Annotated in this window: 5 protein-coding genes; 1 reads left to right on the top strand and 4 read right to left on the bottom strand. The window is 37.3% G+C overall.

What is annotated here, in order from left to right; genetic code table 11:
- The coding region (locus EGI31_RS15245) for a group II intron maturase-specific domain-containing protein (protein WP_310586222.1) at window positions 1-568 on the top strand (568 nt) is incomplete at its 5' end.
- A 36-nt stretch (window positions 569-604) separates the two neighbouring features.
- Here the strand turns inward: EGI31_RS15245 and EGI31_RS15240 are convergent.
- From EGI31_RS15240 to EGI31_RS15225, 4 genes are all read right to left on the bottom strand, one after another.
- Window positions 605-1405, bottom strand: coding sequence for a hypothetical protein (locus EGI31_RS15240; protein WP_255038010.1), 801 nt, complete (start codon window positions 1403-1405; stop codon window positions 605-607).
- 234 nt (window positions 1406-1639) lie between these two features.
- Window positions 1640-1957: a hypothetical protein gene (locus tag EGI31_RS15235; protein WP_255038009.1), complete on the bottom strand. Its 318-nt coding sequence runs from the start codon at window positions 1955-1957 to the stop codon at window positions 1640-1642.
- Window positions 1954-2265 carry a hypothetical protein gene (locus EGI31_RS15230; RefSeq protein WP_255038008.1) on the bottom strand — a complete coding sequence of 104 codons (312 nt, stop codon included), beginning with the start codon at window positions 2263-2265 and terminating at the stop codon, window positions 1954-1956. The genes EGI31_RS15235 and EGI31_RS15230 overlap by 4 nt, the downstream gene beginning before the upstream one ends.
- Before the next feature lie 25 nt (window positions 2266-2290).
- The gene (locus tag EGI31_RS15225) at window positions 2291-2446 is read right to left on the bottom strand and encodes a hypothetical protein (RefSeq protein WP_255038007.1); all 156 of its coding nucleotides are present in this window, start codon (window positions 2444-2446) and stop codon (window positions 2291-2293) included.
- Window positions 2447-2669 lie beyond the last annotated feature (223 nt).

Genomic DNA, 2669 nt, shown 5'->3' with positions numbered 1-2669 from the left:
TCCGATAAACGCTGAAAAGAGTGGCATCAGACGTCCTTCAAGCTTCCAAATATTGGGACATGGCTTTACGTCTAGCTTTGAGAACGGAGCAAAAGGCAAATATCAGATAGTAGTACTAGACAAAAGCTGGAAGAAGCTAAAAGCAAGTATCAAGGACGTAACACGCAAAACTGCACCATTGAGTTTCGATGAACGTAACACAAAACTGAAACTACTGCAACGAGGATGGGTCAACTATTTCAAACTTGGAAATATAGGCAGCAAACTCAAAAGCATAGACAGTTGGACAAGAAACCGTTTACGATATTGCATTTGGACAGACTGGAAAAAGCCAGAACGGAAACGTAAGAACTTGATACGACTGGGAGTTCCACCAAGTAAAGCCTACCAATTTAGCAGAACCCGAAAAGGAGGATGGGTAATAGCCCAAAGTCCTATAATGGTAACAACTATCACACTAGAACGCCTAAGAAAAAGGGGATACGAAAGTATGAACGATTACTATGAAAAGGTAAGTCCGATGTTTAATGAACCGCTGTATACGAGACCCGTACGTACAGTGGTGTGAGAGCCTCTCCCTGCTAGGGTTTCCTAGTGGGGCAGGCTACTCGATTTGTGCGGCCGTTTTATTTCTTGCTATTTTTGCATAATAATTGTCTGAAAAATATTGTTCCCAAGAACGAGTTTTGTCTTGGTCAAAATGTCCTTTTTTTGTCTGACTAAATACAATCAATGGAATTTCGTTTAATTGTCCTTCGCAAATTATATTTTTAGTTTTCAGGTCAAGCACTTTCAATATGTCTTTGTCTTTTAACATATGAAGCCCTTTGTAGTCTGATTGTTCAATTAACAAATTGTCTGACAAAACTTTATGTTCAATCTGTCCGTCACTCCAATTTACAGTAGCTCTTGTTTTAGCAAATTGAGATATTCCATAAGGTCTTGATGGGATTGTTGTTGGTGTATCTCCAAAATGCAAACGTGTTCCGTCTTTCAAAATGACATTAGGCAGATTCTTGTCAATCTTCCAATTTCCTTGTCCATATTTTTCATTTAAGCGTTCAACAGAATATTTTATTTTGAAATTATATTTTTCTGCCAATCGCTTGTCAGCATTCATGTCGCCATTTATTTCTCCACGATATAGTGAAGAGATTTCAAAATCCTCATCTTTCCAAATTGGGTCTGGTAATTGCAACCACTCGCTATTAATAAGAACTTCCGCATTTGTAATCTGTCCAAAACGACTGATATTATTTTTGTCCCAAACTTTATTACCATTAGTTACTCCAAAAGTTGGCGAGGCTAATTTTATAAAGTTCTTGTCCTGAATAGACAAATAACCACCTTCCATTCCTGTCTCTGAATATAAAAGAAGTTTTCCTTCAAGAATTTTTTCTGTCATTGCGTAGGGTCTGAAATAATTGCCACCAACGAAAAAGGCTTGGCGTTGTTGGGGAATTAGAATTCCGTCTGCCCATAACCGAAGCCCAATGATTGCAATATTGCTGATGTTTTATTCATAGCCAAATTTATAACGTCCAGCCCGAACTGAAGCACAATAAAGAACAAATGCTGAGGCTATATTCGTCAAGCCCCAATAATGCCAAACCAAATGTTGGGCGTTCGGCTTTTTGTCCTACCATTGTTTTGTTATTTTATTCAGTTTGTTGTCTTTGAATAGCAACGTTATTCTGTCAAGTGAAACAGTATCACTTTTGAAGTCCATATATTCAAAGAGTTTATGTTTAGTCAATGATTGTTGAATTTGCTCTTTACTCAAGTCTGTTTCATTAATAATTTTTGTCAAACTGTTAAGGTCATTTTCTGTGTCCTTATAACCATCTTTCATATAAGTCAGAGTTACTCCTTGGTCAATAATTGAGTAAAGTCCTAAAGCTAAAACAAGAATTAATGTTGTAAAGCAAACCCAAAAAGCAACTTTCCATTTGTTCATTTTCTTGCTTGGTTTTTATATTTTATTACAAACTCTTTAGCTTCTCGTAAATTGTCGGGATACTCAACATATTTTGTATTGTCAATTATTGTTGGTTCTGAAATGTGTTGATAGTAAAAGCCATTGTCAATTAAAAACTTTACAACTTCCCATTTATTTTCATCTGTCTTTTTTGGTGGTCTAAAACGATGTGGCAAAAGTGTCATTGATTTACCACATTCAGGACAAGGGTATGTCAGTTCTGACCCACTATCAAACTCTCTATTAAATGAAATTTTACAGTCTAAGCAAACCTTTTTGTGTCCCATTTATTTGTCTAATTACAGGTGTCATTTAAGCTGACGCCCAACGTTTTGCAGATTTGCGATGGGCGGGATTTTCACCACTAATGTTTATTCGAAGCACAAAACTTTCGGCTACCACAAAACTGTCTGCGGAGTACGAAACCCCGCCTATTGCAAATGTGCTGTGTGTGCCCAGTATGGACATCGAGTACGAAAGTACAAATAAACTCTAGAAGGTGCAAGTCGAAAAGACTGAGTCCTTTACATGCTAGTTGGTAAAGTGTGTTAGTAAGTCGCAAGCTGGTTTCTCGTGAGGGATGCAGTGAAGAAAGCGAGACTACAAAATTCGGTACTGACTTACAGAAACGGAATAAGAGGCTATGATAGGTGGATAAGTATGCACATCAATACAAAGTCCGTGGCCAACA

This window comes from Lacihabitans soyangensis (genome assembly GCF_024343775.1).
GTDB lineage: Bacteria > Bacteroidota > Bacteroidia > Cytophagales > Spirosomataceae > Leadbetterella > Leadbetterella soyangensis.
Note: the sequence above shows the minus strand (reverse complement) of the source record. Positions and strands in the feature narration are given on the sequence as shown.

What these genes read in the sequence shown, in the direction of transcription:
- EGI31_RS15240 (WP_255038010.1), bottom strand. Translation starts at nt 1,405, where the DNA reads ATGACAGAAAAAATTCTTGAAGGAAAACTTCTTTTATATTCAGAGACA.
- EGI31_RS15235 (WP_255038009.1), bottom strand. Translation starts at nt 1,957, where the DNA reads ATGAACAAATGGAAAGTTGCTTTTTGGGTTTGCTTTACAACATTAATT.
- EGI31_RS15230 (WP_255038008.1), bottom strand. Translation starts at nt 2,265, where the DNA reads ATGGGACACAAAAAGGTTTGCTTAGACTGTAAAATTTCATTTAATAGA.
- EGI31_RS15225 (WP_255038007.1), bottom strand. Translation starts at nt 2,446, where the DNA reads ATGTCCATACTGGGCACACACAGCACATTTGCAATAGGCGGGGTTTCG.